At 68.6% G+C, this 24,703-nt stretch carries 22 protein-coding genes and 1 pseudogene; 7 read left to right on the top strand and 16 right to left on the bottom strand.

Translation table 11 applies throughout. The annotated features are described in order from the left end of the window. The 9 genes from ACIPPM_RS00725 to ACIPPM_RS00685 all read right to left on the bottom strand — a co-directional run bounded on the left by ACIPPM_RS00725 (position 1) and on the right by ACIPPM_RS00685 (position 7,186). Positions 1-642, bottom strand: coding sequence for a hypothetical protein (locus ACIPPM_RS00725; protein ID WP_401441751.1), 642 nt, complete (start codon positions 640-642; stop codon positions 1-3). A gap of 41 nt (positions 643-683) precedes the next feature. Further along, complete coding sequence (locus ACIPPM_RS00720) at positions 684-1,364, bottom strand: hypothetical protein (protein WP_401441750.1); 681 nt, start codon at positions 1,362-1,364, stop codon at positions 684-686. A 2-nt stretch (positions 1,365-1,366) separates the two neighbouring features. Next, the gene (locus tag ACIPPM_RS00715; protein ID WP_401441749.1) at positions 1,367-2,011 is read right to left on the bottom strand and encodes a hypothetical protein; all 645 of its coding nucleotides are present in this window, start codon (positions 2,009-2,011) and stop codon (positions 1,367-1,369) included. A 41-nt stretch (positions 2,012-2,052) separates the two neighbouring features. Next, complete coding sequence (locus tag ACIPPM_RS00710) at positions 2,053-2,691, bottom strand: hypothetical protein (RefSeq protein ID WP_401441748.1); 639 nt, start codon at positions 2,689-2,691, stop codon at positions 2,053-2,055. Positions 2,692-2,774: 83 nt separating this feature from the next. Then, positions 2,775-5,135, bottom strand: coding sequence for a hypothetical protein (locus tag ACIPPM_RS00705; RefSeq protein ID WP_401441747.1), 2,361 nt, complete (start codon positions 5,133-5,135; stop codon positions 2,775-2,777). Positions 5,136-5,155: 20 nt separating this feature from the next. Continuing rightward, positions 5,156-5,587: a hypothetical protein gene (locus tag ACIPPM_RS00700; RefSeq protein WP_401444095.1), complete on the bottom strand. Its 432-nt coding sequence runs from the start codon at positions 5,585-5,587 to the stop codon at positions 5,156-5,158. 103 nt (positions 5,588-5,690) lie between these two features. After that, positions 5,691-5,777, bottom strand: coding sequence for a hypothetical protein (locus tag ACIPPM_RS00695; protein ID WP_401444092.1), 87 nt, complete (start codon positions 5,775-5,777; stop codon positions 5,691-5,693). A gap of 323 nt (positions 5,778-6,100) precedes the next feature. Further along, positions 6,101-6,514, bottom strand: coding sequence for a hypothetical protein (locus ACIPPM_RS00690; protein ID WP_401441746.1), 414 nt, complete (start codon positions 6,512-6,514; stop codon positions 6,101-6,103). Between the two features lie 135 nt (positions 6,515-6,649). Then, the gene (locus ACIPPM_RS00685; protein ID WP_401441745.1) at positions 6,650-7,186 is read right to left on the bottom strand and encodes a YcxB family protein; all 537 of its coding nucleotides are present in this window, start codon (positions 7,184-7,186) and stop codon (positions 6,650-6,652) included. Between the two features lie 335 nt (positions 7,187-7,521). On the opposite strand from ACIPPM_RS00685, the gene ACIPPM_RS00680 reads away from it, so the two are divergent. Genes ACIPPM_RS00680 through ACIPPM_RS00665 form a run of 4 tightly spaced genes read left to right on the top strand, consistent with a single transcriptional unit; the run spans position 7,522 to position 15,927 of the window. Beyond that, positions 7,522-8,352, top strand: a complete 831-nt coding sequence (locus tag ACIPPM_RS00680) for a hypothetical protein (RefSeq protein ID WP_401441744.1) — start codon at positions 7,522-7,524, stop codon at positions 8,350-8,352. After that, entirely contained in the window at positions 8,349-9,968 is a 1,620-nt protein-coding gene (locus ACIPPM_RS00675) for a hypothetical protein (RefSeq protein ID WP_401441743.1), read from the top strand. The genes ACIPPM_RS00680 and ACIPPM_RS00675 overlap by 4 nt, the downstream gene beginning before the upstream one ends. Continuing rightward, positions 9,965-11,107, top strand: coding sequence for a hypothetical protein (locus ACIPPM_RS00670; protein ID WP_401441742.1), 1,143 nt, complete (start codon positions 9,965-9,967; stop codon positions 11,105-11,107). The genes ACIPPM_RS00675 and ACIPPM_RS00670 overlap by 4 nt, the downstream gene beginning before the upstream one ends. Then, positions 11,107-15,927 carry a helicase-related protein gene (locus ACIPPM_RS00665; RefSeq protein ID WP_401441741.1) on the top strand — a complete coding sequence of 1,607 codons (4,821 nt, stop codon included), beginning with the start codon at positions 11,107-11,109 and terminating at the stop codon, positions 15,925-15,927. The genes ACIPPM_RS00670 and ACIPPM_RS00665 overlap by 1 nt, the downstream gene beginning before the upstream one ends. 50 nt (positions 15,928-15,977) lie before the next feature. On the opposite strand, the gene ACIPPM_RS00660 is transcribed toward ACIPPM_RS00665, so the two are convergent. The 6 genes and pseudogenes from ACIPPM_RS00660 to ACIPPM_RS00635 all read right to left on the bottom strand — a co-directional run bounded on the left by ACIPPM_RS00660 (position 15,978) and on the right by ACIPPM_RS00635 (position 22,082). Next, positions 15,978-16,646 (bottom strand): nucleotidyltransferase family protein, encoded by a 669-nt coding sequence (locus ACIPPM_RS00660; protein ID WP_401441740.1) that lies wholly within the window; start codon positions 16,644-16,646, stop codon positions 15,978-15,980. 112 nt (positions 16,647-16,758) lie between these two features. Next, positions 16,759-17,080: pseudogene (locus ACIPPM_RS00655) on the bottom strand (class I SAM-dependent methyltransferase); the annotation flags it as partial. Positions 17,081-17,279: 199 nt separating this feature from the next. Next, entirely contained in the window at positions 17,280-17,726 is a 447-nt protein-coding gene (locus tag ACIPPM_RS00650; RefSeq protein WP_401441739.1) for a hypothetical protein, read from the bottom strand. A 104-nt stretch (positions 17,727-17,830) separates the two neighbouring features. Further along, positions 17,831-18,052, bottom strand: a complete 222-nt coding sequence (locus tag ACIPPM_RS00645) for a hypothetical protein (protein ID WP_401441738.1) — start codon at positions 18,050-18,052, stop codon at positions 17,831-17,833. 520 nt (positions 18,053-18,572) lie between these two features. After that, positions 18,573-19,901 (bottom strand): class I SAM-dependent RNA methyltransferase, encoded by a 1,329-nt coding sequence (locus ACIPPM_RS00640; RefSeq protein WP_401441737.1) that lies wholly within the window; start codon positions 19,899-19,901, stop codon positions 18,573-18,575. A gap of 132 nt (positions 19,902-20,033) precedes the next feature. Further along, positions 20,034-22,082 carry an APC family permease gene (locus ACIPPM_RS00635; RefSeq protein WP_401441736.1) on the bottom strand — a complete coding sequence of 683 codons (2,049 nt, stop codon included), beginning with the start codon at positions 22,080-22,082 and terminating at the stop codon, positions 20,034-20,036. Positions 22,083-22,242: 160 nt separating this feature from the next. On the opposite strand from ACIPPM_RS00635, the gene ACIPPM_RS00630 reads away from it, so the two are divergent. The 3 genes from ACIPPM_RS00630 to ACIPPM_RS00620 all read left to right on the top strand — a co-directional run bounded on the left by ACIPPM_RS00630 (position 22,243) and on the right by ACIPPM_RS00620 (position 23,832). After that, positions 22,243-22,377, top strand: a complete 135-nt coding sequence (locus ACIPPM_RS00630; protein ID WP_389006250.1) for a hypothetical protein — start codon at positions 22,243-22,245, stop codon at positions 22,375-22,377. A gap of 112 nt (positions 22,378-22,489) precedes the next feature. Further along, positions 22,490-23,161 (top strand): TrkA family potassium uptake protein, encoded by a 672-nt coding sequence (locus ACIPPM_RS00625; RefSeq protein ID WP_217464924.1) that lies wholly within the window; start codon positions 22,490-22,492, stop codon positions 23,159-23,161. Beyond that, positions 23,161-23,832, top strand: coding sequence for a potassium channel family protein (locus ACIPPM_RS00620; RefSeq protein WP_389006248.1), 672 nt, complete (start codon positions 23,161-23,163; stop codon positions 23,830-23,832). The genes ACIPPM_RS00625 and ACIPPM_RS00620 overlap by 1 nt, the downstream gene beginning before the upstream one ends. 65 nt (positions 23,833-23,897) lie before the next feature. Here the strand turns inward: ACIPPM_RS00620 and ACIPPM_RS00615 are convergent, their stop codons facing one another. Continuing rightward, positions 23,898-24,701, bottom strand: a complete 804-nt coding sequence (locus tag ACIPPM_RS00615; protein ID WP_401441735.1) for a DUF3159 domain-containing protein — start codon at positions 24,699-24,701, stop codon at positions 23,898-23,900. Between the last annotated feature and the right edge of the window lie 2 nt (positions 24,702-24,703).

Genomic DNA, 24,703 nt, shown 5'->3' with positions numbered 1-24,703 from the left:
CTACGCGGGGTCCAACACGGGCTTCACGGGCAACCCGCCGTTCTTCTCGCAGCGCAGTTCCTTGGCCATGGCCAAGGAGAAGGAGTGGGCCACGGTCGCGTAGGCGTCCTTCAACCCCTTCACGTTGTCCTGCGGGTCCCTCGGCATACCGCCGCGCTCCACGCCGATCACCATGTGCGCCTCCCCTCCTGAGCCGACCAACTTGGCACTGCGGCAAGCGAAGAAAACGTACGCCTTGTCCGCCGCTGCCAGGGTTTTCTCCCCCATCTTCAGCACGGTGAACTTGGGGGACGGGGTACCCGTCGGGGCGTCGTCGGCCAACTCCCAGGTGATGTCGAACTCGAAATGCGGCGTGCCGATAGGAGTGAAGACACGGCAGGCGTTTTCTCTGCCGACGGTCACGCCAGGCATCGCCGAGGCAAGGTCCGACGCGGCGTTCGCGACGGTGTACTCCTTCGACGACGCCTCGAACCGCGACGCCCCCGCGATCACCTTCAGCGCCTCGGCAGCATCGACGGAAATGGCATCCCCACCGCAGAGTTGAGTCCCCGCGACGACCTTATAGTCCTCCGGAAGACCGTCCTTGTCCCCGTCACCCCCACAACCCGCAGCCCCAAGAGCCAACAACCCGACCACGGCCACGGAACCCAGTCGCTCACGTACCGACCTATGACTGCCCATGGCTACGCGGGGTCCAGCACGGGCTTCACGGGCAGCCCGCCGTTCTTCTCGCAGCGCAACTCCTTGGCCATGGCCAGCGAGAAGGAGTGAGCCACAGTCGCGTAGGCGTTTTTCAACGCCTTGATGTTGCCCTCCGGCTCCCTCGGCATGGCCCAGTGCTCCGCGCCGATCACAATGTGGGCCCCTTCCGGCGAACTGGCCAGTTTGTCGCTCCGGCACGTGAAATAGACGTACGCCATGTCGGCCGCCGCCAAGGCCTCATCCCCCATCTTCAGCACGGTGAACTTAGGAGCCGCCGGGTCGTCCGTCGGGGCGTCGTCGGCCAGCCGCCAAGTGACTCTGAGCTGGAAATCCGGCGTACCGATGGGCGTGAAGACGCGGCAGACATCCTTGGTCACGGTGGCGGTCGGGGACGACTCGATCAGGTCCGCCGCAGCCTGCGCGGTGGTCGATTTCCCTTCCGATGCCTCGAAGCGCGAGGACCCCGTGATCACCTTCAGCGCCTTGGACGCGTCTGCGGACACAGCGTCGCCGCCGCAGAGTTGGGTCCCCGCAACGACCTTGTAGTCCTTCGGAAGGCCGTCATTGTCCCCATCCCCTCCACACCCCGCGACCCCGAAAAACAACGTGCCGACCACGGCCGCGGAAACCAGCCCCTCACCTACCGACCTGCGACTACTCATGGCTACGCGGGCTCCAGCACAGGCTTCGCGGGCAGCCCGCCGTTCTTCTCACAGCGCAGCTCCTTGGCCATGGCCAGCGAGAAGGAATGGGCCACGGTGGCGTAGGCGTCCTTCAACACCTTCACGTTGTCCTGGGGGTCCCTCGGCATACCGCCGCGCTCGACGCCGATCACGATGTGCGCCTCCCCTCCCGAGCCGACCAACTTGGCACTCCGGCACGCGAAAAAGACGTACGCCTTCTCCGTCCCTGCCAGGGTCTCCTCTCCCATCTTCAGCACGGAGAATTTCGGGGACGGGGGACCCTTGGGGGCGTCTTCGGCCACGCTCCAGGTGACTCTGAGATTGAAATGCGCTGTGCTGCCGATGGGAGTGAAGACGCGGCAGATGTCACCCGAATCCGAGGCGAGAGTCGGCGTTGCCAGGGCAAGATTCGCCGCAGCCTCCGCGACGGTGGAATCCTTCGAGGATGCCTCGAAGCGAGACGAACCTGTGATTACCTTCAGCGACTTGGCGGCGTCGGCCGAAATGGCATTGCCGCCGCAGAGCTGTGTCCCCGCAACCACCTTGTAGTTCTTCGGAAGGCCGTCCTTATCCCCGTCGCCTCCACATCCCGTGGCACCGAGAAACAACGAGCCGGCCACGGCCACGGAAAGCAGTCCCTCGCGTACCGTCCTACGTCTGCTCATGGCTAAGCCGGGTCCAGCACGGGCTTCGCGGGGAGCCCGCCGTTCTTCTCGCAGCGCAGCTCCTTGGCCATGGCCAGGGAGAAGGAGTGAGCGACGGTGGCGTAGGCGTCTTTCAGTGCCTTCACGTTGTCCTCGGGGTAATCCGCGACAGCCCAATGCTCCACGCCGATCACGATGTGAGCCTCTCCTCCCGAGCCGACCAACTTGTCACTCCGGCAGGTAAAATAGATGTAGGCCATGTCCGCCGCTGCCACGGTTTCGTCCCCCATCTTCAGCACGGTGAACTTCGGAGCCACAGGGCCGTCCGTGGGGGCATCGTCGGCCAACTTCCACGTGATTCTGAGCTGGAATTGCCGCATGCCGGTGGGTTTGAACACACGGCACACGTTCTCTCTGCCGGCGGTCAAGCCAGGCGTCGCGAAGGCAAGATCCGACGCGGCCTTCGCGACGGTGTACTCCTTCGACGAAGCCTCGAAGCGTGACACCCCCATGATCACCTTCAGTGCCTTGGACGCGTCGGCAGAAATGGCATTGCCACCGCAGAGTTGTGTGCCCGAAACGGCTTTGTAGTCCTTCGGTAGACCGTCCTTGTCCCCGTCACCCCAACAACCCGTGGCCCCGAGGAAAACCGAGCCGGCCACGGCCGCGGAAAGCAGTCCCCTTCGTACCGACCTATGACTGATCACTGTCCGCATCCTCACGTGTCCTCGGCCGTGCATCGGCCTTAGCCGGTCTCCGGGTCGTTGCCCTGCTGCTTCGCCCGGGCGTTGCCGACCTGGTAGCCGAGCAGCATCGATTCGCGCAGGTCCTGCGCGAATAGGTTCTTGTCGGGATCCACAACGTGGCGCTCCAGAAACTCCAGCATCGGGGCCTCGGACATGCCCTCACCGGCGGAGTAGATCTTGTTCTTCTCCTCGTCGGTGAGGTCCTCCAGCTTCTCCTTGTGCTTGTCCACCGAGCCGTCGGCGACATCACCGACCACCTGGCCGATGAACTGTTCCGCAGCCCCGCTCGCCGTATCCGTAGCCAGCGGAATCAGCACCGCCGCCGCTCCCACCGCCGCGGTCGCGGGGAGGAAGGCGACGCCCGCTGCGAGGCCCGCCGTGGCGCCGAACTCGACCCAGCCCGACCGCTTGGCGACCGCCTTCTCGTAGTCCTCATGGGTCTTGAGGTTGGTCGCCTCCACCTGGTCGGCCCGCGACTGGTCGAGCATGCCCTGCACCTCGGCGCCCGTACGTACGGTCGCCCTGGCCTGGGCGGCGACCTCGTCGGTGATCTTCCCGTCCGGGCCCACCGTCCCCTCCAGCGCGCTGCGGGTGTACACCTGCTCCGCCGCCGAGACCGTCGCGTAGGCGTCCGGATGCTGACCCAGGGTGCTGAGGAAGCCGCGGACGACGCTCCGCCCGTTGCCGTCGACCGTGTCCGCGAAGTCGACGTGCGCGTCCGGATTCCTGCCCGGCGCGAACACGCTGTTCGGATCGTTCTTGTCCAACGCCCAGTTGATGTCGTCGATGTAGCCCGCGCCCATCACGCCCAGGCTGTCGGCCATCGCCTCGTGGTGCTCCTTGAGCAGACCGGGGTCCGAGGCGTACTTCTCCATGACCTTCTGCATGATCGCGGCGTTGTCCGCGTCCCGCACCACGTGGGAGTCCGGGTGCCCGGCGGGGTAGCCGAGTGTCGCCGCCTCCAGGGCGTGGCCGAGGGCGTCGGGCATGTGGTCGAGCGCGGCCTTGCAATCCTTCGGATCGGTCGAGTTGGCGTCGGGGAAGGACTCCCACTTCTCGTTGGTGAAGAAGTCGAGGTAGTTGTCGATCTTCCCGCCGTCCTTGTCCTTCCCGAGGTCGGCCGTGGCGCCATGGTTGACCGTGCCGTCCTCGTTGTACGCGGTCGGGGCGTCGGTGAAGAACTTCTTCGCCGCCTCCGGGCTGTTGCCGAGCGCCTGGAGCATGGCGGTGGCCGGGTCATAGCCGGCCCCGTCCACGCCGGAGGGGTTGTACGGGTTCTTCAGCCAGCCGTTCACCACCTTGTTGTCGGCGAACATGTCCGGGTCCTTGGCATGCAGCTGCGCCACGTGTTCGGCGATGGGGTTGAGGAACTTGGCGTCGTAGTTCCCGTACCGCATGATCCCGCCGAGGAGCTGGTAACCGAACGGCCCGGTGTAGTCGTGCTTGGTCAGCGGAATGCGGTCCGTGCCCAGCTTGCGGAGTTCCGGACCCCACTTGTCGGTGAAGTCCTTGTCGTGGGAAGCGGTTGCCAGGTTGAGGCCGAGGTTCCTCTGAAGCTCCTGGACGTCCTTGAGGCGCTCCTTGTCGACGTCTCTGTAGTCGTACGTATCCGTGGCGAGCTGACCGAAGAACGCCAGCGACTTCTCGGGACCGAGTTTCCCGTAGAAGTCCTTGGCGAACTCCTTCGACGAACTGTTGTCCTTCAGCAACTCGTTGAGCTGCTGAAGTTCGGCGTGGGTGAGGTCACGGCCCTTGGCCGCGAGTGCGGCGGCGCGGGCGGCCTCCTCCTGGTCCAGCTTCGTGTACGTCGGAGTGCTGAAGTCCTTGCGGTCGGTGACGTTGGCCTCGAGGGCGTTCTTGAGGGCGAGATCGGTGTCGTTGCAGTTGTCGACGATGAGGTCGATCTTCTGCTGCCACGACTCGATGCTCTTCCTCTCCTGCGCGATGAGGTCGATGTAGTCGGGGTCGTGGCGCGCCATGTGCTGTTCGGACAATGGCTTCCGCGCCGTGACCTTGCCCTGGCCGTCCACACGGATGCCGGCCGCGGGTCCCTCGTGGTCCCGGATGTCGATCAGGTCGTCCCTGGCCCTCTTGATGGCCGCGTAACCGTCTTCGAGAACCAGCCTCACACCCCTGGCCTCGGCCGCGGCGTCCGTGAACTCCTTGACGGTCTTGCCGATGAACGCCTTGGTGACCCCGGCGTTGACGCCTTCCCAGTCGGCCTTGTCCGCCTTCGCCTTCATTCCGTGGGCGGCGTCGGCGGCGAGCTCGTCCAGCTTGCCCGCCATCTCCGCCCAGTCGTCGGCGGCGGCTTTCAGCTGCTTCACCGGGGCGTGGATGATGTCCTCGTACTTCAGCATGTGGCGCGCTCCCCCGAGCCCTACTTCAAGTAATCCGTGAGTGCGGAAATCTGCGTCAACTGCCCCTCGATCTTCACCTCGTCCTGGGCATGCCGGGCCTTGCTGTAATCGAGGTGATTCGAAATCTGCGCGCAGGCGTCCAGCAGCGTCTTCATATGTGTCTGCCAGAAGTCGTGCACCTTCAACACGGCTGAACCGCTCACGAAGTTCCCGTTGGTCAGCGCCGTCGCCGCGTCGAACGTGGCGGAACGGGCGATGTCGCCCTTCGTCGTCAGCTGACCCAGCAGGTCATACGCGTCATTTCCGATCGCGCCGAGGTCGTCCCGATTGACCACAAGGTCGTACCCGCCGCCACCGCCTCCGCCCCCGTCGGCCGGAACGCTGTTGATCTGCATGGCGGACCGCTTGGCCGCCACCGCCCGCGATTCAGCCCACTCCCGCTCGAACGTCACGAATTCCCCCAGGTCCATCCGGCAAGGCCGCCCCACCATATCGACGCGGCCCCCACCCCGATCAACCTTCTTGCATGATCACCCGCTCGAGTGGGAGGGATTTTCAGACGGCAGCCCCGTAGGACGCCATGTGCACGATGGAACCGTCGAAAACGACCGTCCACCCCTGGTACTTGGCCGCGAAGTCCACGTTCGGTGCGTCACCTGGGTCTGCTTCAACAACGCCGCGAACTCTCGGTTGTTCCGCGCCGTGATCACCTCAGCGGCAGTCGGCTCGCCCGCGGGCGGCGTAGCGGAAGGCTTCTCGCCGCCGGCCGTCGAACTGGCCGACGCCCCCTTCTCCTCGCCTCCGTCGCCGAGCGCGACACCAGTGCCGATGACGGCGGCCAGAACCACGAGGACGACAGCCCCCGCCCCGATCAGTCGCCACGGTACCGGCGGCTTCGGCCGACGAAGGTTGAGAGACCGACACCGGAGGCCGCCACCGCCCCGCTCCCCCGCTCGGGGCCGGAATCAGGCGCCGCTGTCGGCCAATCGCACAGTCGGCTGAGTGACGTCAGCGATACACGTCGCGGCGATGTAGCCGCAGAAGATCACGCCGACGATGCCTATCACCGAGTCCGGTCCCCAGGATTCTCCGGTCAGCGCCACCGCCCACCAGAGCGCGAGCACCGCCTCACCGAGTCCCAGCACGGCCAACCAGACCACGCGCAAGGACCGCGGCGCCCGTGCGCGGGCTTTGTCCAGTCCCAAGAGCAGGGCTCCGCCCACCGCGCCGACAAGGCCCGCGATCTCGATCGCGTCTGCGAGAACGCGATCGGAGACAGACACCGCATTGTGGTCGATCTCCGCCTCGAGGTTCGAGTACGCGAACGTGAAAAAGACGAGAAAGAGTAGCTGATAGGCGAACTGCAGGAGCAGCAGCACCGCAGCGCCCCGACGGTTCAGTAGACGGTTCACTGGGTGCCTCTCACGCATTGCTCTTCACGAGCCTGCCGCTCTTGATCTTCCACGGGCTGCCTTTCTTCACGTAATTCACGCGCTTGTCGCATGCGCAAGGAATCAGAGCCTGCGGATGTGCCGGTCCAGCACGGCCTGGACAGCGTCCATACCCCCCGCCCCCCGCACGCCCCGCTTCGGCAGCACGGTCAGGCACGAGACGTTCTTGTCCCCGCTGAGCAGGACGAAGGTGTCGGCGGTCTCGGCGTAACGCGGGACGGCGGTCCAGTTCAGCTGGCTGGAGCCGCCCTGGTTGCTGACGATGACGCCGGAGTCGTCGACCCGGGTGCGGCAGGCCCCGTTCCGGGACGCGATCTTGTGGAACTGCCGGGCCAGGAGCCAGGGTTGCAGCACGAACAGCAACACGACGAGCAGGCCGGCGATCACCAGCGATTGCGTGTCGGGAGCCTCACCGTTCGCCAGCGGCACCGCCGACGCCCCGACGAGCGCGGCCCCGCCGACCAGAGCGAACCCGCGCATCCGCCGGGCGCGACTCGACGCCTTGTCCCGCGCCTTGAGCGCCTGTCCGATGTCATCGCGTGTCAGCTGGTACTCCAGCTCGACGTGCTCCTCCACCGCGATTTCCGCTCGGTCCTCCATGAGCCCTCCCCCTTGGACCTTGTCATGATCGAACCACGGGAGAATAGCCTGCGTACAGGCCCGTGACGCGCGGGTTTTCCCTGTCCCGGCACGTCACTCCTGAGCGGCTCCGACAGCTCTGACGGCTCTGACACCGGCATCGCCGCCAAGGACCAGACCGGCTGTTCGCCGCCCGGATACTGCTACCTGGGACCAGGCTCACGCGGATGGCCTGAACCAGCACCACGCCGAAGTTCACCGTCCGACCGACGGCCCCGAGCAGACCAAGTGGAAACCCGGTGTATGGAGGGCGCCTTGGGGTGATACTTGGTGAAACATGGTGGACGGGGGGCCAGATGGGTTGTGACGAACCGATCGGTGCACTGGTGGTCAATGCCTTGCTGAATAGGCGGTATCAGGACTGGCTCGGCGTCCGGATGACTGCCGAGGGCGATTCCGCGGCCAAGCCCGCAGCAACTGCGCCGCCGACTCGGAAACGTGGGCCGGCCGGCAAGGCGGCCAGGAAGCCGAAGACCAGCAGACGATCCCCGAAGGACCTGGCCGCTGCGAAGAAGGGACCATCCTCCCGGCGCGCCGCGATCAACGATGCGGCGGTCCAGGCGGTGGACCAGCGACTACGGAACTGGCTGGCGACAAACCAACACGAGCAAGCGGGCAATCTGGGCGAGCAGGTCGCACTGCGGGTGCTGCAAAGCCAGCGATACGAGGTGCTGGCGACCCAAGCCCTCATGAAGGGCGGTATCGAAAACATCGTCGGCGAGCCGACCAGGATGAACGCCGAAGACTTCGTAGTCGTCACTCCCGATGGGAGGTTGGCGACCGTCAACAGCAAGGCCGTCTACTCCGAGCGATCCAGCAAAGTGCTCGCCGACGGCAACCTCCGCTCACCGAGCATCGGCCGAGCGCAGCGCGCGATGACCTACGCAAGGAAGCGAGCGGACCTGCTCAGCCCCATCGAGGGCAACCCGTTCTCCATGGTCATCGAGGTGGACTTGGTCGCCAAGCTGGCCCAGTTCTTCGAGATCGCGGATGACCTGACGATGGTGCGGGTCGGTGAACCCATCTCCGTGTTGGACGACATCATCACCGTCTGCGCCCGCCACCGTGACGACATGCCGGCACCGTTCGCGGGCGAAGGCGCTTCCCTCGACGACGAGCAGCCGTGACCGCCGGCCGCCCGCCGCGGTCCAGGCCCGCCAACCCCTGGGAATGGCTGACCCGCGACCCGCTGATCAGCACGGAACGCGACGTGGCGACTGCCGACGACGTTGCCGTCGTCCAGGAGTTCTTCGCCGACAGGCTGCCCGCTTCCTGGACCGCCTGGGTCACCGAGTGCGGCGCCCCGAGCGGGTACGGTCGCTCGCTGCTGGGGCTCGGGCGGCGGACCACCGACGTGCCGGCCGACGCACCCGAGGACGTGCTGGACGTTCTGATGCTGCTGCGGCTGACCGAACCCGGTTTCGGCATCGATCTACTACCCCTCGAAGTGCTGCCCGACCGGCAGCTGCACTGTCTCAGCGTCGGCCCGGCGGGTCGCGGCACGGTCGTACTGGTGGACCTCGACCGCCCGGAACTACGGGTCCGGGCGGCGTCGAACCTACGCAATTTCCTGTCGCAGTGGCAGCAGGACCTGCGTGCCATCGCGATGGCCGTCACCGAGTACCACGGCCATCCGGACAACACGGAGGCCGATACTCTGCTGCGGCCCGACGAGTGGTCGACACGCCGCCTGTGCTCCCAGGACGTGGTGGTCGCGTTACTGCAGACCCGGCACAATCGGGACACCAACGAGCACGATGTCGCGGTGTGCGCCACCGCCACCCTGTCCTCTTTCGCCGAGGGCGCCCCGGCACGCTGGGCGATGACCACCATCCTGGTCGAGTCCTACCAGGCCGGCGGGAGCCTCGCGGTCAACTTCGTGCGACGAACGCGGATCGCCGGGGAGAGCGGCTACCACCCGTTCCGTATCGAGTCCCGGCGTCAGTCTGTGCCGCTGGCGTTGGCTGAGTGGGCGCGGTCCCGCGGTATCGCGCTGGCCGAACGCTCCGGCCGCTGGGACCACGAGACCGGCGAGCGCCTGCTGGTCGCGGCCACCCGGCTCCCCGATTCGCTGCGTGCCCTGCTGCCGTCTTCAGGGGTGGCGCCGGCTGCGGTGTGCGCGGCGGTGGCCACTCAGACGTGGCCCGCGTTGGACGCCGAGGTGGTGCTACGCCGGGCCTGCGCTCCGGCCGCCGTGCTGACCGGCGCGATCCCGGTCACCGACCGCCTGCGCTACCTCGCCGACCAGCAGGTGGTGCGCGGCGCGATGATGCTGTCCACATTGCACCGGCATCTGCAACGAGGCGATCAGCCGTCGGCGTCCGATGACGACGACACGGTCCGTTCGATCGAGGTGGACTTCGGTGTCGCGCGGAATCTCCCGGGCCGTGACGCGACCGCTGCCCCGGTAGCCTTCAGCGCCGTCGACGGTGGCCCGGTGGCGGCCGACTGGCCTGTGCTGGCCGGTCCCGCGCCGTCGGCTCACAGGCGGCTTGTCGTGCGCACCCTGGCCGTGGACGCGGACTTGTTGGCCGTGGTCGGCCCGGCCGCGCTGCGCGAATGCCATCTCGGTGAGGTACTGCTCGTGCCTGCGGACGCCTCGGCCCGTCATGGTGACCTCACCGATTTCCTCGCGGCCGCGGACCGTGCCGGGATCTGCGTGTTGGCGGCGCCGGATTTCACGACCACCATGGACGTCGCCATCGCCAGGCGACTGGACCGGGCGAGGATGACGCGTCAGTGATAGCGACCATGTGGGCCGTCGAGAGCGGCCTTTGGCCCGGCTGCCCAGGGCCCGATCCGCACGGGTTCCGGTCCTCCGCCGAGATCGCGGCCGTGATGCGGCGGCGGATCGCGACGGGCGAGGCGGGCGCCGACGACCGCACGCGTTACCGCATCGCCTGCGCCACCGTGGAGCGTGCCGCACGCGTACAGGGCGAACCCATCGCACACGTGGACGCCGACGACCTGCTGGCCTGGCTGGAGGGCATCGAGTCGGCCACGGTGGTGCCGCCGGACGGGATCGCTGACTTCGCGGCTGCTGTCAGGCCGGCCCTGGCCGGGTCCGGGCTGCTGGCCGAGGCGGTGGACGCCGCGCTGCGACGGCTGGCCGGCGCGGGGGCGGGCCTGGTGATCACGCTCGCGCCGATCGCCCCGGACGGCGTCACGGTGACCCGGGCTGCGGGCCGCCCAGACCGGCCCGCGACCGTCCGCGACCTGGTCGCAGACCCCGAGCTGGCCACCACAGTAAGGAGCCTGCCGCGGACGGCCGACGAAGTGTTCGCCGCCGATCCGGCGCGGCTGCGGGCTGCCGCCACGCTGCGCCGACAGCTTGGCCAGGCACTGCGCACCGGGCAGCCGCTGCCGATCGGTGCCCAGGCCAAGCATGAGGTGCTCACCGAAGTGCTGCGTGAACTCCACCATCCGGCTGCGCCGAGCGGTCGGCTGCGACTGCTGTTCGCCACCGAGTCCGCCGAGACGCGGCCGTTCGCGTTCGGCCCCCTGCCCGTCCGGCCGCCGGGCCGGGGCCGGGCTCTCACCCTCGGGTTGATGAGCATGCGGCATACCGGGCTCGATACCGAGGTCGCGGGCTACTGGTTCCGCAACCGCCTGGTGTCGGTACCGGGACGGTCCTTCGCGGACGTGGCGGCGTACTGCCACCGCGACTCCGTACCCAGGCTGCACCGGCTCGCCGCATCCGGCGTGAGCGATCTGCTGATGCACCACACCGGTTTCGAACCCGCCGTGATCGGCTTCTACCGGGCAGTCGCCGAAGTCACCGCGACCACGGGCCTGCGGGTCCACCCGTTCTACTTGACCAGCCGCCGCACTCTCTCGGGCACGCCCTGGCCCGCAATGCCCACCGAGACAAGGAGCCGCTGATGCCACGCGACTGGCAGGTGCTCTGCAAGGAATGCGGAGGCGAGCTGCTCTACTCCGACCGCTCGCGGCACGAAGCCTTCGTCCGCGGCCAGTCACCGCCCGAGCGCTGCCTGGCATGTCGCGGCCGGCACAGCCGGGCCATCTCCCGGCTGGCGGTGAAGTACCTCGACCTCGATCCGGGGCTGCCGGTCCCGCCGGGCGGCCTCAAGGCCGGCCGGCTCGGGCGGCTCGACCGGCCGCCACGACCTCACCGGGAACGCGCCACTGACGGCTTCGCCCCGGCGCCGCCGGACACCTTCGGCATCCGCGACGAGGACATCGCCGACCTGCTCACCGAACTGGGCAGTCGTCAGGTCGCGGTCGTGGTGGCCGGTACCGGCTCCGGCAAGTCCACCTTCCTGCCCTGGCGGCTGCTGGTCCCGCCGCACCCCTTCGCGGCCGACCATCTGACCCGCCACGGAAAAATCGTCGTCACCCAGCCGAGGATCGAGGCGTCCAGCGGCATCCCGGAGTACGTGGCCGTCACCCTGCACGGATCGGTGGCCGGCCCTGGCACCGACATCGGCTACGTCAACTCGCGGCACAAGGACAAGTCCGACCCGCGCAACAAGCTCGTCTACGTGACCGACGGCACCCTGGTGAACATGATCAGGCGCGGGGAGCTGCACGACGTCTCCGTGGTCGTGATCGACGAGGCTCACGAACGCTCCCTCAACATCGATCTCATCCTCGCGCTGCTGCGCCGCGAACTGCCCGGACTGCCGCACCTGAAGGTGCTGATCGTCTCGGCCACCATCGAGACCAGCACCTTCACCGAGTTCTTCGAGCCGGAATTCCCCGTCCTGGTGTCCCGGATGCGCAGCAAGGTCATTCACGAGGTGTATGAACGCTGGTGGGCCGGTCCGGAGCTGCCCGTCGCCTCCTGGCCCGCCCAGATGCCGGCCCGCGCCGCGTCCACCGTGGTGGAGCTGCTGCGCTGGATGGCGACCGGCGACCGGCCCGCCGACATACCGGCCGACGTCGAGTGCCATCAGGGAGACATCCTGGTCTTCCTCACCGGACGCGGCGGTATCACGACCGCCATCAAGGAGACCAGCCAACTCCTTGGAGCCGACCCACAAATGGGCCAGGTCGCCGACGCGATCGAGCTGTTGCCGCTGTACGGCGAGCTGCCCGCCGCGCAGCGGAGCCGCGCCCTGCGGCCGGAGAGCCGCCGTCGCGGCACCCGCTATCGGGTGGTCTTCGCCACCAACCTGGCGGAGACCTCGCTGACCATCGACGGCATCCGGCACGTCGTGGACACCGGTCTGATCAACCGCTCCTTCTGGGACCCGACAACCGCCATCGAGTCGACCGAACCGGTACCGCACTCTCGGCACGGACTGCGGCAGCGGCGCGGCCGGGCCGGCAGGACCGCCCCGGGGATCTGGCACTGCCTTTACACCGAACGGCAGTTCACCGAGCTGGAGACCGAGACTCCGCCGGAGATCGTCCGGGCACCGCTGCCCGCCGTGTTGTTGGCCGCCGCCGTCGCCGGTGTGTCCGACCCCACTTCGCTACGCTGGCCGCGCCCCGGCCCGCCGACCGGTGAGGTGGACCGGGCGAGGGCGGCGCTGCGTGCGGTCGGCGCCCTCGACCAACACGGCGACCCGACCCCCGTCGGCCGTGAACTCGCGACCACACCAACGGACTTCGACGACGCGGCGATCCTCGTCACCGCCGACCAGGCGGGCTGCGCGATCGAGGCGGCGACGGTACTCGCGGCCAAGTCCGACAGCGTCTGGAAGCATCTGCTGCTGTGGTCGCGCCAATGGCCGGCTGCAGCCAAGATGCACGTGGACGATGTCCACAGGGCCTTCCTCGACGGCGCCACCGACGACCTCGACGTGGTGTGCCGGGTGTGGGCAGGCTGGGAGCGGCAGCCCGACCCGGCAGCCCGGACAGCGTGGGCCATGAGGCACTACGCCAACCCGGCCGCACTCGAGGAACTGGGCCGACTGCGGCAGGAGTTGCTGCGTCCGCTCCAGGCCAAGACCCGCACCTCCGCTGTACGCCCTCTCGACCAGCGGCTGCTGCCCCGAGTGCGGGCCGCGATCGCCTGGGTCCACCCGAACGCGGTCTACGCGGCTGAACCTGTCGACCGCTCCGACGAACGCGCCTCGACGGTCCGGGACTTGCGGCCGGTGACCGTGCCCCGGTCCGACCCGGAGGTGGTACAAGCCATGCACGCAGCAGCCCGCCCCGTGCTGGACAACGCGTCCTGGGTCAGCCGACGGACACCAGCCGCCCAGGACTTGCTGATCCCACTCGACCGGCGGGTCCGGCGACTCTACGTCACCCCGCTGGCGCCGCCGGAGCGGGTTCTGCACGCGACCTTCTGCGTGGTCGTACCGCCCTCCCTGGTGCTTGACGGCGACGACTGGCTCGCGGCGGTGGCGGACCTGCCCCTCGGTGCGACGCCCCCGGCGGTGCCCATACTGCCCGGCGACCGCTTCGTGGCCGAGGCGGCCGGCAGCCCGAACCAATCCGTCTGGTTGCGGCTGCTGTGGGCGCTGCCACCGATGCCGGATCCCACGGTGGAGATCGACAGCGACGAAGAACCGCAGGACGGCTCCGGTGATCTGGCCGAGGAACTGGGGGACGACGTCAGCGGCGACGTGGGGGGCCGGGAATCGGCCGCCGATGACAATGCTGAGGACTTGGAGGGTCCGCGGGACCCGGAGGAAGGTGACGACGCCAGGGGCACGACGGACGCCGCACTCCTCGTAGCCCCGGCGCCGCACGACATCGAGGCGGTGCTGCGGGTCCGGCCCGACGACGTTCTGCCCGCCGGCCCGTTCGAGGTGGTCGTCGTCGCGGTGGCGGCCGGCCGGGTGGAGTGCGTGCCCGATGTCCGCCGGGCCGAGTTCATCGCGTTCACCGACGCCCATCTCGGCCGTGACGTGGAACTCGCGCTGGACCATGTACGCGTCTTTCCGCGCGACCTCCAGCCAGTGCTGGTGGCCAAGCACATCCCCACCGGGTTCGTCGCCCCGATCGACCCGCAGCGGATCGGCACCGGTCTTCGCTACCCGCAGCTTCTCCAGCTGAACCCGGGCGCCGCCTGGACGTTCCGCATAGCGGGCGCCGACACCGAACGTCTGCTGCTGGACCCCTCACAGGCCGAGCAGACGCTGACCGCACTGACCCGGCTCGCCGCTGACCGGTCCCCCTGTCAGACGACCGGCCGAGTGGTGGACGTCACGCTGGACACTCTGTACATCCAACTGACACCAGATGGGCAGCGATTGCGTGAGGACGACCCACCCGTGGTGGTCCGTGTCTTCGCCCGGGAGCTTCCGCAGGCTCCGGAGCGCATCCGGCTCGGGGCCGCCGTGTCGGTGGTGCTGACCTGGAGTACGCGCCGCAACGGGATGCCGCTGGAAGACCTGGACGAGCACCTTGCCGACCTTCGGCTGCCGGACGGACCGTGGGAGCGTCAAGGCGACCGGCTGGTGGTGACCGGGCCGTTGGCAGTGGCGGACTGGCGGCGGCTGGCCGGGCTCGCCGACCGGATCACCGACCCGGTCGCCGCCGCCCGGCACCGCGCCCATTCAGCCCGGCTGGCGCTGGCGAGCCGGCGCCCGCACCGGGTCCGGGTGGTCGACCACCAGTTGCTGAGCGCCTCGCTGGCCAGGGGCCGCGACATCGCCACGGTCAGCAGTGCGCCCCCGGGAGCGGGGGCAGTTCTGGCGACTCCCCTCGGCGAGCAGTTCGTACCGGCCCGGCAGGCCGCCCTCTATCGGGCGTTGGGCAATCGCCTCGACGCCGGCGATCAGCTCACGGTGTACTACGGCGACGGTCGGGACGGGCCCGGCACAGTCAGCGTCCACCTCTTCAACCCGGCGGCGCGCGACGCACTGACCGCCGGCGACGTCGTGCACTGCCGGTTGGGCACAGTGACCGTCCGCGGTGCCGAACGGCACGTGTGCACCACGACCGGTGTCGAGGGTCTGGCCCTGGTGCAGAGTCTGCGCGCCAACCACCGTGAGGGCGACCTGACCGATCTGCGCGTCGTCGCGGTTCCCGCCAGCGGCCCGATACGGATGTCCGCGCGATTCGAACGGCAGCGCTTCACCCTGACGCCGGAAGGGTCCGCACTGTTCCCGGCGAACTCGCCGGGGCGCCGTGACCGGTGGGACCTGCGGGCGCTCGACCCGCTCACCAATGGCTCGGCCGACATCGAGATCCAGGGCGACGACCGCCCGGTGCTGCTGGTCGTGCACACCGACACCAGCCTGGAGGGCCAGGATGCCGCCATCCGGCTGCACGAGGCGCTGACCGGCTGCCTGGCCATCCAGCAACTACCGGACCACCGGCCGTTGCACGAGGACCGGCGCGCGCTGATGACCGACGTCGCCGACCGCTTCGGCTGCCTGTTGGCGACCGGACGGCTGACCGCGGCCAATGGCTATCCCCAGAGGGTCGTGTGGATCGCGGCTCCCGACGCCGGTACGGTCCGAGCGGCCTCGGCACGGATCGGGCAGGCGTATCCGCCGGTGTGGATCAGCGACCCGTTCCGACGCATGCACGAGCAGTGGGAAGCGGTCAAGGCGGAGGTGTCCGCGTACGGTGGCCGGGCCCGGCAGTTGACATCGCTGGACTCCGCGGGTCGCAAGCAGTGGCAAGCGGTGATGGTCGTGCCGCCCGATCTACTGTCAACGGTTCTGCAGGCAGCCCGCCGGCACTGCCCCGGTATCCCGGACGGCGACTGGCGGCCTGACCCTGACGTCCTCGCACCACAACACCTCGCCGTGCCCGCCGCACATCACGCTTACTGAGTTCGTCGTCGTGGAGAACCAGCTGCGTGACGGAGCCCTTCCCGGCCGGTTCAAGGATCGCCGCGCACTCCACATGATGCGTCATCGGAAACACCTGTTGAGGCAGGCGTCGAGGTGGTGGGCTCCGAGGGCCAGTCGAGCACGGTCAGCTCGGGCCACTGCTGTCGCCAGCGAGCCGTCTTTGTCTCGTACACCTCGCGCGGAGCAAGCACCGGATTGGGTCGCACGACGAGATTGAACACGTCGGCGAGCCCGTGCGGTGCATAGACGCGCCACCGCCCATCCCGCTCCAGGCGAACGCCCAAGCAGCAGGTAGTAGCAGCGAAGCTGTCGATGGCGGCCTCGGTGGAGGCGTAGGGAGCGGACGCTGCACCGAACTTCTGCTCGTACCAGAGGTGGACGCGGGCCTCGTTACGGACCTCGACCTCTGCCGGCAGTCCGGCGAAGGCATCGTCGGCGGCCTTGATCACAGCGTCCTCAGCCGCCCAGGACAGGTCGCGAGCGTCGAAGTAAAAGACGTCGTAGTCCTTGATCCCGCTGGTGGGGTGCCTGTCCGTGGCCACGTTCCAGACGGTCTGGAACAGGCAGCCTGCCGTCAGGTACCAGTCTGGCAGCCCCAATCGCGCCGTTCGGTTCAACACCTCCAACAGCACCTCGTTGCGGGACAGCACAGACTTCAGGGCATCGAGCTGCTCGTCGAGTGGGAGGCGACTGATCACCGCTCATGCCTACCACGCGGCAGGCCAACAGCGCCTACGTACTGCCTTCGATGCCCGCTGGACGTACGACGAGCGCGACATCCGCGCCACCGGCCGCGCGTTCGCCGAGTTCCTAGGCGACGTGGTGAACAGGGCGAATGTCGCCTGACGTGGCAGAGGCTGAATCCCGACGGAACAACGCGGCCCACAGGAACGTCACACCGAAGAGCGCTGACTCGGGCGGCTCCTCCCGCATGCGGCGCAGTTCGACTTCCACCAGGTCAGAGAAGATCCAGCGCAGCGATTCGGGCGTGTAAGCGAGGCCGCCCCGCAACTCGCGCTCACGGTAGAGGTCCGCGTCGGCGAGTTCCGAACCCATTCCTCCCCCGCCGGCAGCGAAGCTGGTGAGGGCGAGATGGCCGCCGGGGGGGCAGGACGCGGTCGAGGAGACTTAGAGCGTCAAACGAGCGTCACAGCCGGGGATTGAACTGGCCTCCGCTCAACGCCAGCCAGCGGTACACGCTCGCGCCGCCCCGCCGACGTTCGCAGCCCTGACCGACTGACCTCCAGCGGCGGTCAGACCGTCCTCAGCCTCGATGTCCGCCCGGCCCGCCGTCGGCACTTCTCCGCGAGAAGGCCAGGCACGAATCGGTCTCAGTTGTCCGGCAAGATTTCCAGTGCTTCGCGCAGCTCATCGGTTGAGTAGCCAGTGCGAAGGGACATCTCTCGCGGACTGTGAGCATGGAGGATCCAGCGCACCGCAGGGGCCCACCACCGCGCGACGCTCGCGGGAACGGTGACGGTCATGTGGGCGGGCGCCGCACAAGGGTCGGTGTCTCCGTCGGTGGCAAGAGCTGGTGCGGCGTCCGATTCAGGGAGCGCCGTCGAGAAGACAAGTGTCAAACGATTGGCTTCCCCATACTCTTTGGACTTCCGACGAGCGCTCCTGAGCCGCGACAACAGATCATCCAGTTCTTCGGCATCGCATCCGAAACCCTGCAGTCTCTCGGCGGGGAACTCATTGAGTTCGCGCGTCAGGAAGTAAAGCCTCGTGAGCTCCGAGTAAGAGAGACTGACGCTGCGGCGATTCTGCTCGGACATACCGCTCCTCTTATTCCACGTCTTTCTTCTCCCACTCCGCTCGGCCGCGATCCCAGATCACCACTGCCCCGCGATCTCCAGCATCCGACGGCGCGCGCCCTTCACTACCTCGCCGCCGGCGTTCGCCAACCAGCTGCCCTTAAGGGCTTCCACTTGAACTCTTCACTGTCGGGCATGCCGATCTCGGTCCGGAGCTGGTCGATCGCGCGGCTGTACACCGCCGCCTGATCCTCCGGGAACATGACGGCACCTACCGAGACGAGCTCGCCGAGGTGCTCCCGGCGAGAACGCTGCTGTCCGCTGTCGTCAATGAAGATCAGTTGCACTTGTTCCCCCCTGTCTCGGCCCGCCCGACCACAGCGGCCTGCGTCGCCTCCTCGGCGCACACTTCCACTCGGGAGCGCACGACGGCTCTGTCAGAAGATAGTCGCGGGTCTCTCGCCGCCCTCAGCCGCTCGGTAACGGCGAGCTCGTGGATCCGACAGGTCGGCGGCTTGGGCCGGGGCGGACACGAGCCCGGCCGACCTGACTTCACGGAAGTTGAGCCTGGCCGCCCGCGCGAACAAAGCCACATCGCTGGAGTGACCGTGTACCCCGGCAGCCAACGAAGTCATCCGAAACAGCGCGAGCAACATGGGAAGGACTGCTCGGAGACGCGAAATACCGAACTGCCTTGCCGCACCGGCTGAGTCAACCGAGCATCTGAGGAGCCTCACACCCACCTGATGCCCCATCAGTACGAGCGTCAAATGAGCGTCAAGACAGCTCTGAGAGCGTTATTTCAGCGTCAGGATATCGCCCGTAACGCACATGGCGCACATCACGCACACTCGATAAAACCGCAGGTCAGCGGCCCTTTTCGGCAGGCTCGAGGATCGCCACGCACTCCACATGATGCGTCATGGGAAACAGATCGAACGCCCGCAGCGTCCGCACCCGGTACCCGCCCTCCCGGAAGTACCCGAGATCCCGGGCCAGCGCGGCGGGGTCGCAGGCCACGTAGGCGATGCGACGGGCGCCCAGCGAAGCCAAGTGCTCGACGGTCTTCTTGCCCGCTCCCGCCCGCGGCGGGTCGAGGACGATGAGGTCGACCTCGGTGATGCCGGTGCGGGGCAGGACGGACTCGACCTTGCCCTGCTCGATCCGCACCCGGGGGAAGTTCGCGAGGTTGTGCCGCGCGTCCTCCACGGCTCGCTTGCCGGACTCGATGCCGAGGACCGCGCCCTGCTCGCCGAGGCGGTCGGCGAGGGCGCCGGCGAAGAGGCCGACGCCGCAGTAGAGGTCGAGGGCCATCTCGCCCTTGCGCGGGAGGAGGCCCTGCATGACCGCCTTGACCAGCGTGTCGGCCGCCTTCGGGTGGACCTGCCAGAAGCCGCCGCTGCCCACGCGGTAGGTGTGGTCGTCGGCCCGCTCGCGCACGAACGCGCGGCCGTGGACGCGGTGGACGCCGCCGTCCTTCTCGTCCACGCGCATGACCGAGGCGGGCTTGTCCAGCTCGACGAGCGGCAGACGGGCGCCGGGGCGGGGCTCCAGGATGACCATGCGGTCCTGCGAGCCCGTCGCGGCGATCGCGTCGACCGAGGCCATGCCCGACCAGTCCCGGTCCTCGATGCCGAGTTCGCTGACACCGGGCGCCGCGATCATGCAGTGGTCGATCGGCTCGACCTCGTGCGAGCGGTGGCGGCGCAGACCGGCGTTACCGTCCGCGTCGACCGCGTACTGCACGCGGGTGCGCCACTGCGGGACCTGGCCCGCGGGCAGCTTGTCGCCCTCGGCCGGCACGACGGTGCCGTCCCAGCCCGCCTCCTCCGGGGTGAGGCCCGCGAGCCGCTGCAGCTGCTCCGCGATGACCTCGCCCTTCAGGCGGCGCTGCGCGCCCGGCTTCGCGTGCTGCCAGTCGCAGCCGCCGCACTTGCCGGGGCCCGCGAAGGGGCACGGCGCCGGGACGCGGTCCTTGGACGCGTCCAGGATCTCCACCGCGTCGGCCCGCAGGAAGCGCGCGCCCTCCTCGCCCTCGGTCACCCGGGCCACGACCCGCTCCCCCGGCAGCGTGTGCCGGACGAAGAGCACCTGGCCCTCGGCGGTACGGGCGATGCAGTGGCCGCCGTGGGCGACGGGGCCGATCTCGACCTCGTACTCCTCGCCCACCAGAGACTTCTTCTGTTCTGCCTGCATGGTGGGGTGACTCCAAGATCGGGGAGGGAGGGGCGGCCCCTCCGAGAGAGGCCCGCGCGGACAACAGCCGACCAGTCTACGGGGTCCCGCGCGCCCCCTCCGTCACTCCTCGGCGCCCGCCCCGTCCTTCCGTCACTCCTTCGCGCCCGCCCCGTCCTTCGGCCGCTCGGCCGGTCCGCGTCGTACCGCGCCCGGCGCGCTCCAGTTCTGGCGCCTGCGGGCCCGGTCGCGGGCCACCTGGGAGGACTCCAGCTGGTACGGCACCGAGGTGACCATCACACCGGGCGTGAACAGCAGTCGGCCCTTGAGCCGCAGGGCGCTCTGGTTGTGCAGCAGATGCTCGTACCAGTGACCCACCACGTACTCCGGGATGATCACCGACACCGCGTCGCGCGGGGACTCCTTGCGGAGGTTCTTGACGTACTCGATGATCGGCCGCGTGATCTCGCGGTACGGCGAGTCCAGCACCTTCAGCGGTACGTCGATCCCACGCCGCTCCCACTCCCCGCGCAGCGCCTTCGTCTCCGCCGGGTCGACGTTGACGGTGAGCGCCTCCAGGGTGTCGGAGCGCATCAGCTTGGCGTACGCCAGGGCGCGCAGGGTCGGGCGGTGGATCTTGGAGACCAGGACCAGGGAGTGCACGCGGGAGGGGCGCACGCTGTCGTCGGTGGGGCCGTCGATGGCGGAGATCTCGTCGGCGACCCGGTCGTAGTGCTTACGGATCGCGGTCATCGTCGCGTAGAAGATGCACATGCCCAGCAGGGCGACCCAGGCGCCGTGGGTGAACTTGGTGACCAGCACGACGACCAGCACCAGGCCGGTGAAGAAGGCGCCGAAGGTGTTGATCGCGCGGGCCCGCTTCATCCGGCTGCGCTCGGCCGGGTTCTTCTCGGCGGCGAGGTGCCGGTTCCAGTGCCGCACCATGCCGGTCTGGCTGAGGGTGAAGGACACGAACACGCCGACGATGTACAGCTGGATCAGCCGCGTGGAGTCGGCCCCGTAGATGACCACCAGCAGCGTGGCCGTGCCGGCGAGCAGCACGATGCCGTTGGAGAACGCCAGGCGGTCGCCGCGGGTGTGCAGCTGGCGGGGCAGATAGCGGTCCTGCGCCAGGATCGAGCCGAGCAGCGGGAAGCCGTTGTACGCGGTGTTCGCCGCGAGGAAGAGGACCAGGGCCGTCGCCGCCGCGAGGACGATGAACAGGAAGCTGCCCTTGCCGAACACCGCCTCGGCGACCTGGGAGATCACCGGGTTCTGGACGTAGCCGGAGCCGATGGGCACGCCGTCGCGCAGCAGGTCGGTCGCCGGGAACTCGGCCATGCGGACCTTGGTGGTCATGGCGAGGGCGATGATGCCGCAGAACATGGTGACGGCCAGCAGGCCCATCATGGAGAGCGTGGTCGCCGCGTTCTTCGACTTGGGCTTGCGGAAGGCGGGGACGCCGTTGGAGATGGCCTCCACGCCGGTGAGCGCGGCACAGCCGGAGGAGAACGCCCGCAGCAGCAGGAAGACCAGCGCGAAGCCCGCGAGGCCCTGGTGCTCGGCCCTGATGTGGAAGTCGGCCGTCGGGGCGCGCATGGTGTCGCCGAGGACCAGCCCACGGAAGGCACCCCACGCGATCATGATGAAGACGCCGCCGACGAACACGTAGGTCGGGATGGCGAAGAGTTTGCCGGACTCCTTCATGCCGCGCAGGTTCATCAGCGTCAGCAGGACGATCACGGCCGACGCGCACAGCACCTTGTGCTCGACCACGAACGGGACCGCGGAGCCCAGGTTCTCGATGCCCGAGGTGATGGACACGGCGACGGTCAGCACGTAGTCGACCAGCAGGGCGCTGGCGACGGTGAGCCCGGCCCGGGGGCCGAGGTTGGTGTTCGCCACCTCGTAGTCGCCGCCGCCGCTGGGGTAGGCGTGCACGTTCTGCCGGTAGGAGGCGACCACCGTGAACATCAGCACGACGACCGCGACCGCGATCCAGGGGCTGAAGTGGTAGGCCGACACACCCGCGATGGACAGGACCAGCAGAACCTCCCCCGGCGCGTAGGCGACGGAGGACAGCGGGTCGGAGGCGAAGACGGGGAGGGCGATGCGCTTCGGAAGGAGCGTCTCGCCCAGCCGATCGCTGCGCAGTGCGCGCCCGATCAGGATCCGTTTGGGCACGTCGGTCAGTTTGGACACGAGAGAGGATCGTAAGGGTTCGAACAGGCACCCGCCCACCCGGTGGCCGCGTTCTGCCTCACGAGTGAAATCGGGGGCGTGCGGAAGTGGGGTGTGCCGGGTGTGCGCGCCCCCGTGCCTAGATGTCAGCCCCGGCCCGTCATCGCACTTCGGAGGTCCCATGCCCGCCGCCGCTGAGCTGCTCGGGGCCGTGCTCGCCCTGGCCGGCCTCGCCGTCCTCACCTGCTACAGCGTGCGCAGCATCACTCGGCGCCGGGCTCCGGGGGTGACCACCGTCACGGAACAGCGCAGATGAACGCCGTCACGGTGGGTTGACACCGGGTACCGCGCACGCGCGTGTGCAGCTTTGGGCCCAGGTCTGAGACCCTGATGCCGAGCAGCAACTTTTGGACACCGGAAGGACGGTCGTGCACATCGTCATCATGGGCTGCGGCAGAGTGGGTTCCGCTCTCGCCCAGACCCTGGAGCAACAGGGCCACACGGTCGCGGTGATCGACCGGGACCCCACCGCCTTCCGCAGGCTGGGGCCGGGGTTCGGCGGCCGCCGGGTCACCGGTGTCGGCTTCGACCAGGACACCCTGCGCGAGGCGGGCATCGAGGAGGCGGGCGCCTTCGCCGCGGTCTCCAGCGGTGACAACTCCAACATCATCTCCGCCCGGGTGGCCCGCGAGATGTTCGGCGTGGAGAACGTGGCCGCCCGGATCTACGACCCCCGCCGTGCCGAGGTGTACCAGCGCCTGGGCATCCCGACCGTCGCCACCGTCCGCTGGACCGCCGACCAGATGCTGCGCAGGCTGCTGCCCTCGGGCGCGGAGCCGCTGTGGCGCGATCCCACCGGTGGGGTGCAGCTCGCCGAGGTGCACGCCTCCGCGAAGTGGGTCGGCCACAAGATCAGCAAGCTCCAGGAGGAGACGGGCGTCCGCGTGGCGTTCCTGACCCGGCTGGGTGAGGCCGTGCTGCCCACGTCGCAGACGGTCCTCCAGGAAGGCGACCTGGTGCACGTGATGATGCGGACGGACGAGGTCGAGAAGGTCGAGGCGGCGTTCGCCGAGGGCCCCGAAGAGGAGGGCGGTCACTGATGAGGGTCGCCATTGCCGGAGCCGGGGCGGTCGGCCGCTCGATCGCGGCGGAACTGCTGGAGAACGGCCACGAGGTCCTGCTGATCGACAAGGCGCCGACCGCCATCTCGGTGGAGCGGGTGCCGCAGGCGGAGTGGCTGCTGGCCGACGCCTGTGAGATCACGGCCCTGGACGAGGCCGCGCTGCAGCGCTGCAACGTCGTGATCGCCGCGACCGGCGACGACAAGGTCAACCTGGTCGTCTCGCTGCTCGCCAAGACGGAGTACGGCGTCCCGCGCGTCGTCGCCCGGGTGAACAACCCCAAGAACGAGTGGCTCTTCAACGAGTCCTGGGGCGTGGACGTGGCCGTCTCCACGCCGCGTCTGATGTCCGCCCTGGTCGAGGAGGCGGTGAGCGTCGGCGACCTGGTCCGGCTGCTGCGCTTCAGCCACGGCGACGCCAACCTGGTGGAGCTGACCCTGCCCGAGGAGTCGGCGCTGGCCGGCACCCAGGTCGGGGACGTGGAGTGGCCCGAGGACACCAGCCTGGTCACCATCATCCGCGGCACCCGCGTGCTGACGCCGTCCAAGGAGGACTCCCTGGAGGCGGGCGACGAACTCCTCTTCGTGGCCGCGCAGGCCCGCGAGGAGCAGCTGGAGGACCTGCTGTCGGTCCGCCGCGACACCGCCTGAGGCCACATATGAAGAACCCCCACCTGCGGATGTCCGGAGGTGGGGGTTCTTCATATGTGGAGCGGCTACGCGTCCCTGCGGTGCCGTCCCGCCGTGGACTCGCCGTTCTCCGCGGCCCGCTCGGCCTTCGCGGCCTTCTCGGCCTCCTCCGCCTTCTCGGCGGCCTCCATCTCGGCGAACACGTCGATCGGCGGCGGCGCCTTGGCGAGGAAGACCCAGGTGAGCCAGACCGCCAGCAGGAAGGGCGGGATCTTCAGGATGACCAGGATCCAGCCGAGCTGGGTGGTGTCGGCCCACCAGTAGAGCGGGAAGAGGATCGCGCACTTGGCGAGCAGGATCAGGCCCCAGGCCCAACTGGCCTTGGTGTACGCCTTCTTGCGGCCGGGGTTGCGGGTGCGCCAGGAGAGGTTCTCCTTGAACACCGGGCCCAGCATCAGGCCGATCAGCGGCACCCCGGCGAGGGTCGTGATGATGTACGCGAGCGCCAGGCCCAGGGTGTAGAGCATGCCGGGCAGGTAGAAGTCCTTGGCGTTGCCCGTGAACATGGCGAACACGACACCGAAGGCCACCCCGAAGACACCGCTGAAGGCGTGCTTGACGGTGTCCTTGCGCACCAGCCGGACCACGAGCATGACCACCGCGACGCCGAGCGCGGCGATCGCGGAGAGGTGCAGGTCCTTGTTGATCGTGTAGATCGTGACGAAGAGCAGGCCGGGCAGCACGGTCTCGACCATGCCGCGGACGCCGCCGAACGCCTCGAACAGCGCGGCCTCGGTGACCGCCCGGGAATCGTGGGCCTCCGCCGCCTCGCGGGCGCCGTCCGGCGGGCTCTGTCCGGCGTCTTGGGTCGGCTTGTCGAGGGACGTCACCG

Origin of the sequence: Streptomyces sp. NPDC090119, from assembly GCF_044747085.1 — a bacterium.
In the GTDB taxonomy this organism is placed as follows: Bacteria; Actinomycetota; Actinomycetes; order Streptomycetales; family Streptomycetaceae; genus Streptomyces.
Note: the sequence above shows the minus strand (reverse complement) of the source record. Positions and strands in the feature narration are given on the sequence as shown.

What these genes read in the sequence shown, in the direction of transcription:
- ACIPPM_RS00650 (WP_401441739.1), bottom strand. Translation starts at nt 17,726, where the DNA reads ATGTCCGAGCAGAATCGCCGCAGCGTCAGTCTCTCTTACTCGGAGCTC.
- ACIPPM_RS00685 (WP_401441745.1), bottom strand. Translation starts at nt 7,186, where the DNA reads ATGGAGGACCGAGCGGAAATCGCGGTGGAGGAGCACGTCGAGCTGGAG.
- ACIPPM_RS00620 (WP_389006248.1), top strand. Translation starts at nt 23,161, where the DNA reads ATGAGGGTCGCCATTGCCGGAGCCGGGGCGGTCGGCCGCTCGATCGCG.
- ACIPPM_RS00705 (WP_401441747.1), bottom strand. Translation starts at nt 5,135, where the DNA reads ATGCTGAAGTACGAGGACATCATCCACGCCCCGGTGAAGCAGCTGAAA.
- ACIPPM_RS00630 (WP_389006250.1), top strand. Translation starts at nt 22,243, where the DNA reads ATGCCCGCCGCCGCTGAGCTGCTCGGGGCCGTGCTCGCCCTGGCCGGC.
- ACIPPM_RS00680 (WP_401441744.1), top strand. Translation starts at nt 7,522, where the DNA reads ATGGGTTGTGACGAACCGATCGGTGCACTGGTGGTCAATGCCTTGCTG.
- ACIPPM_RS00720 (WP_401441750.1), bottom strand. Translation starts at nt 1,364, where the DNA reads ATGAGTAGTCGCAGGTCGGTAGGTGAGGGGCTGGTTTCCGCGGCCGTG.
- ACIPPM_RS00640 (WP_401441737.1), bottom strand. Translation starts at nt 19,901, where the DNA reads ATGCAGGCAGAACAGAAGAAGTCTCTGGTGGGCGAGGAGTACGAGGTC.
- ACIPPM_RS00665 (WP_401441741.1), top strand. Translation starts at nt 11,107, where the DNA reads ATGCCACGCGACTGGCAGGTGCTCTGCAAGGAATGCGGAGGCGAGCTG.